The following is a 6422-nucleotide window of genomic DNA, read 5'->3' on the forward strand; positions in this document are numbered from 1 at the left end:
TCTGATAAATCTTTTTAGCGAAGAGCTTTTTTTGCGTTTTGACGAGGCTTAAAAGTTCCTCTGATTATGTGCTCTTTTTCGTTTGGCTTGTCTGCGTGTCGCCTGGAGATCCATACCTCGGTAAAGGGTATCAACGGCAAACTGAATATTGAGATGTTCAAGACTGACAGTACTGCCTGGTCCGTACGTGCGCAGTTTCCATCCATCATCTTCACGGTGATATACCTCTATCCATATACTGAGGGAATCAACGATCACATATTGCTGTATGGAAGGATGCGCGAGATACGCACGAAGTTTCTCGCCGGTATCGGTAGCCTCGGTACTGGGAGAGAGAACTTCAATCACTATGCAAGGATGAAGAATGGAATTGTCGAGTGCATGATCGCTTTCTTCACAACTCACACTCAAATCAGGATAGACATAGTATGACTCTGACAACTCCAGGCGGATATCAGAATTATATGTCCAGCAAGAGCTATTTTCTAAGGCCCTTTCTAAGATAGACCCTAGTCGTGAACTAAGCGCAGAATGGTAGGTGCTTCCACCCGCAAGCATCCTGACTTCTCCATCGAGATATTCATAGCGTGCATCCTGGCTGTTATTATCGAGTGTTAGATAATCTTCTATACTCATGAATAGATACTCTGGAAGCGCCATAGTTGCTCCTTTAATGCTGCTACTTGCTGATATAATGGCCCTGCTCTTTAGCAGCATATCATATTTTCATCCCTACTGTTTATAGCTTTGTTAAATGATGGATCAGCGATCTGAGAACAAGTTTGATGAGGAAGAATGATGGGTAAAAAATGAGTTATGGTGGTAACTATCAAAATAAGAAGCCAATTCTTGATAATATCCGCTCTGGAATTGTAGAGGTCTCCGGATTATGGTACAATCGTGCCGACAGCCATGGTTGGGAACCTTGAACCATATATCGTGCTCTTGTCTGCGTAATCGAGGATTCAATCTTGCCAGTCACCGCTGTAAGATCCACTATGTAAGGAGACATTTATGGAGACAACGGCGTCATCTCAACCTCTTGTCATCCTCAATCCTGCCGCCCGGCATGGCAAGGTAGACCTCTATCGTACACTTGTGCGCAGCCGTGCGAAACAAGAAAATGCGGAGTATATCGAAACGAGCGCGCCAGGAGAGGCGCGGGAACGTGCCCGTCAAGCTGCTATGCAGAACCGTCCCGTGATTATTGTTGGTGGCGATGGCTCGGTGAATGAAGTCGTCAATGGCCTGTTAAGCGTGAGCCAGCGTGTCCCGTTGGGCATCATTCCAGCAGGTTCAGGTTGCGATTTCGCCTGGAATACACTAAAATTGCCTCGCGATCCCCAGGCCGCGGTCGAGCGAGCCTTCAATGGTAGATTGATTGATGTGGATGCCGGTCAGGTAAATGAGCGTTATTTCGCCAATTCGTTCAGTGTGGGACTGGATGCCGATATCGCGGTGGCAGCGGGGAGCCTGAAAAAATATTTGCGCTTGAGCGGTATGCCTCTCTATTACACATCAACCCTGCGCCAGTTGTTCTTCGGCTATCATCGCTGTCCCTGGCTGAAATTCAGTCTGGACGATGATCGAGAGGGGCATATGCAGGAACAGCGCTTTGTCCTCATGGCGGTCACCACCGGACCAACCTATGGAGCCGGCTTTCGCATCAATCCCCAGGCCGATCACACCGATGGCCTCTTTGATATCTGTACCATTCGCTACGCACCCTTACTGCGCGCCCTGCGCCTGTTACCAATCGTTCAGAAAGGTGAGCACGGCGATCTGTCGGAAGTCACCTTCTATCGCGCCAGAACCGTACATATTGAGAGTCGCAAGTCCGTAAATATCCAGCTGGATGGCGAAACCATGTCTGCGAGCAGCTTTGAATGCCACCATCCTGCCGAAAGCGTTGTGGGTGCGCGTATGAAACAGGCAACATCATATGGAAGTGGGCGGATGGGGCGCATCATTTACAATACGTTGCGTCCTGTCGCCCGGTTGTTGATATTTCTGGTGTGCCGCCTCTCCGTGCGTGGCTCTGAGCATGTGCCCGTGAACGGCCCTCTTTTGCTCGTTTCCAATCATCTCAGTTGGTTCGATCCCCTCTTAGTCGTAGGCGTTCTACCTCGCCGTACCTGGTTCTTTGCCAAGCAAGAGCTTTTCTCCTGGCCCATTGTAGGCTGGCTGGCGCGTCGTACCGAGCAGATTCCCGTCCATCGTGGCAAGAGTGATCGTGCGGCTCTGGAGCAGGCGCTTGCCTACTTACACGAGCAACGCGCCTTGCTCATCTTTCCTGAAGGAACCGTCGCTGAGGAAGAGCAGATGCTAGCGGCTTATACAGGTGTAGCTATGCTTGCTCTGCGCAGCGGAGCTACGGTTCTCCCCATTGCACTCAGCGGCACACGGCGTATCTGGAACTTAAGAGATGGCATTCGCCCGGCTGTCTCCGTGCGTTTTGGCGAGCCCTATGTTCCAGCAATATCACCGGACCTGACGCGTAAAGAGGCGCTACGCAACAGTACCCAGGAAATGATGCTACGCATCGCCGCTATGCTACCCCCAGAGCAGCAGGGAGCCTACCGCGACCTGCTGATGGAAGAGGTGTAAACAGCGCACAGGCTGCTGAAGCTGAGCTCAACCAGGCCGGTTACGGATGTTGGAAGGCTTTTCTCTCAAGCAATCCAGACCCGGCATCTTTGCCCGTAACAAGTCAAACTATAGTTCTTCGTGCGAAAGAGGATTATGGAATAGCGTGGAGACTTCATTTGCAAATTGCCGTAAGATCTAACAATGTACAAAAAGAAAAGCGTCTCAACTGGCTTGTAGCCAACATTTGAGACGCTTCGCTTCACAACTGCATGCTGGTGGAGAGATTCGCTTCTTTTTGTTTTCTGCCGTTTCTTATTGTCCTCCCTGATCTCAAATTAAGGCAGTTTATTTGTGTTTATTGGCTCTTATTTGTCTGGGTTGCTGTATTTTCTGTATAGCGGTGCTTCCTTTGGCGGCTAGAGGTTGGATGGTTGGAGGATAACTGGCAGAACTATTGATATAAAAAGACAAGGGCATTTTGTAAAAATATCCTCGCCTTTTTATTTTGCTGTGCTGAGAGGATTTGAACTACTCACTGGGCTATTTTTTATGGCTTGCCACTTACTTCGGTTGACTTCTCAAGCGGTTTGGCTAATACCATATTTTTTAGTGCGCTTAAAAATCCCATATTATGATTTTGTGTATTTCTGAATATTTCTGCATTTTTTCCATGTTTTTTCCATGTTTTTTCCGTTTTTCTTCTGAAATAATAAATTCTGCAAAAAAGCTTGACGTGTTCTTTAAGATGTGTTATCATATCTATGAACTGAAGGATATAGACTTGAGTTAGCTGAATCTATGCTGCGAAGTCGCGTAGATTGCCAAATTTAAATTTCGCAATCTATATCTCTGATAGTTAAAAAAAAAGGACTCATTGGCAATATCATTAGTGTGTTGTGACAGCAACCACTATTTGCCAATGAATAACCTTTTTATTGTTGTACAGAACAGGGGGTTGTTACGTACCTTGGATTGTTATAGCCCCAGAATTTTACATTTCTGGGCTATTAGTGATGTAAGGAATTGCCTAGTAAAAATACTTACATTGCCAAACAATAGCACAAACCTTATGGCATGTCAAATTTTAAGGGCTGATTTGCCTCATTTAGCCTTAAATGAGGCTGTCAATCTTTATTCTCAGCTTCTGAAAATTTTTATGTCACTAGGGTCGTGAAAGTCTAGGGGTCGTATGAAATAACATCCTGTATCTAATGGAAAAGAGGTACAGATGCCAATTTTAGATGTAAGTCATCTTCATCCAGTTGCTCAGTGCATGTTAATTGCTGGCTTTCTTTTAGTTCTTGTAAGTCAACGTGTGCGAAAGAATCTTGTTAGTTGTATTAAAGCGTTGCGACAAAAAGTAACAAAGATGTCTTCAGACAACCGACGTCGGCCCTTGCAAAATACATCTAGGGCAAATCGTATACCAAAACGCCCAGCATCAACACGCCGCAGGCCAAAGAGTGATTTTGGCAAAAAAAAGAAGAGCGTTAAACGTAATTTAGATTTGACGATCTAGGGTCATACATAGTAGGTCTAGATTCGCATTCAATGCTCGCCTAAAGAAATTTATCAAGCCTATTCATGGGTCTGGATGTATACTATGAGTAGGCTTTTTATTGACCACAATGGATATTAATCCTAAGGTATGGTTCATAGAAAGAGCAAACCATGGTGACTGTAGGAACTGCAAAAGACCTGATCGGACGTGAATTGGCGCTTGCTCTTGCTTTTCATACGACTGACGCTGTCTCCTCTTCCATCTATCACCATGATTTTAACTATGCCTTACCTCATGATGTTATTGGTGCAAAGAGACCAAGCGAACAAATGATTTGTGGTTCCTGGGGCTCCTCCTCCTCTAGAATATGGCAGAGACGGTTGGCGTCGCGTAGCTTGATGACGAGGTCGGCGAGGTCGTCGTCCTGGATGCCGGTACGGAGCTGGCGGTTCAGGGTGTCGCGCGCTGATTCTTGTAGCGGGTAGCGGTAGATTTCGTCGATGGCTTTGAGTAGCTCGGGTGATGCAGGAAAGAGTGTTCCTTTGGTGGTTTCGGTGAAGCGTTTCAGCTGGTTGTAGGTGCGCATGCGTGCTCCAGTGCGACTTCCTAGTTGTCCTATGGAGCCGATGGTTTCTTCTTCGATGATGTGTTTGACTCCGGCCATGACCAGGTCGTGTTGGATTTCCGGGCGCGCAATGGCTGGTGTCTGGGAGTCGCATGCTGCGGCGCGTAGGATGGCGAGCTGCGATTGGGTGACGCTTTCACCTTTGCGATTGATCCAGGCTAGCGAGTCGTTTCCTTCGGAGGTGCGCATATAGACGAGCACGCCTTCGGGGCCAGGGCTGTACCCTGATGGGCTCGGGTGGAGAAGGCGACACCTGGGAGGCGCTCGATGATGCCTTTCAATTTGGGATCGGCATCGGTGGCGTTTTTCCAGATTTGATAGGCTTGCGAGGCCAGGTCAATTTCGCTGTCGGTATCGCCGTCGAGGATTCCGGCTTTTTCGTTATAGAGGTCGAGCATGGATTGCTGCTTCATGTCGTCCTCGAAAAAGGATTCGTCGGCTCCTACGACTTCGGCATTTTCTTCCAGGCGTTTGCGCACACGTTCGCGGAGACGAATGAGGCGTTCTACGCCTTCCGCTGGCAGGAACGAATAGCAATAGATGTTTTCGGCGCGCTGTCCGATACGATCGACACGACCAGCGCGCTGGATGAGGCGGATAATGGCCCAGGGCAGATCATAGTTGACAACGATGGCGGCATCCTGGAGGTTTTGTCCTTCACTCAAGACGTCGGTGGCAATGAGGACACGGATCTCGTCGGCTGGCTTAACGTTGTCTCGATGATTGTTGCTGTTCGGACTGAAGCGCCAGGCATACATGGTCGGGTCTGCGTCATCGCCGGTAACCCCTTCAAGGGCGCTGATACCGCGGGCTTTGAGTTGATCGGTGAGATAGCGTACGGTATCCGCAAACTGGGTGAAGATCAGTACTTTTTCATTGGGATGCTGGTTGGTGAGCAGATCTACCAGGCCGTAAACTTTGCATCCTGCTCGGTATCCCAGGTGCCACATTGCGCTAGAATGGTGAGCAGTTTGCGACTATCCTGTTGCAGGTCTTTTTTCAGTGTTGGATTAAAATGTTCCGTTTTAATCCACTTAAAGCGCCGGCGGTATTGGGTGGCATAGAGTTGATAGGTATCGGCTGCCTGGCGCTTTAATGACTTTTCTGTCTGGGATTCACCATTATCTATCCCGGCATCTGACAGCACATCCACGATGGCCAGCCCTTCATTGCTGGCATCATCTTCATCCTGGGTATCAGGAAGCACAATTTCTTCGTCTTCGTCGTTGGTACTGTCCCCGATTCTGTGTACTGGTATCCAGCAGCTCGGCATTCTGGGTGCCAATAGGGAGCTCTAGATTGTGTTCAATGGCATACAGAAAGATATAGTTGCGCAGAATATGGCGCTCGATGGATTGGATAAAAGCCGGGCCACCACTTTCCAGTCGTTTAAAGAGGTTGGTGCGACAGAAGCCCATCAGGCGCTTGCCACCACGTGAGAGACTTTGCACGATGACCGCTTCAGCTCCAATAGGTTTGCTGCGTTTATTGAGGTAGCTGGCCATCCCATAGCGAGGCAGGTTGAGCTCACTGATGGTTTGCACGACCGCTTCAGAATAGAGGAGTGCGTACGGATCATTGTCTGGATCCTGCTCAGCATTGATAAGAAATTTGACGGTACGAGGGATACGCACAGGAAAATATGAGCGTGTCTTGTCCTGGAATTCCAGGTATTTGCGTCCTGTTTCGCCATCAATGTGTGCATAG

Annotated in this window: 3 protein-coding genes and 1 pseudogene; 2 read left to right on the forward strand and 2 right to left on the reverse strand. The window is 48.4% G+C overall.

Annotated features, from left to right (window positions below; genetic code table 11):
* Nucleotides 1-48 precede the first annotated feature (48 nt).
* Nucleotides 49-660, reverse strand: a complete 612-nt coding sequence (locus KDW_RS18135) for a Uma2 family endonuclease (protein WP_162005349.1) — start codon at nt 658-660, stop codon at nt 49-51.
* Between the two features lie 354 nt (nt 661-1014).
* On the opposite strand from KDW_RS18135, the gene KDW_RS34005 reads away from it, so the two are divergent.
* Entirely contained in the window at nt 1015-2607 is a 1593-nt protein-coding gene (locus KDW_RS34005) for a YegS/Rv2252/BmrU family lipid kinase (RefSeq protein ID WP_233097744.1), read from the forward strand.
* A gap of 1210 nt (nt 2608-3817) precedes the next feature.
* Entirely contained in the window at nt 3818-4108 is a 291-nt protein-coding gene (locus KDW_RS31840; RefSeq protein ID WP_162005350.1) for a hypothetical protein, read from the forward strand.
* Nucleotides 4109-4382: 274 nt separating this feature from the next.
* Here KDW_RS31840 and KDW_RS36455 read toward each other — a convergent pair.
* A pseudogene (locus tag KDW_RS36455) lies at nt 4383-6409 on the reverse strand (helicase-related protein); the annotation flags it as partial.
* Nucleotides 6410-6422: the final 13 nt, after the last annotated feature.

The organism is Dictyobacter vulcani, from assembly GCF_008974265.1.
In the GTDB taxonomy this organism is placed as follows: Bacteria; Chloroflexota; Ktedonobacteria; order Ktedonobacterales; family Ktedonobacteraceae; genus Dictyobacter; species Dictyobacter vulcani.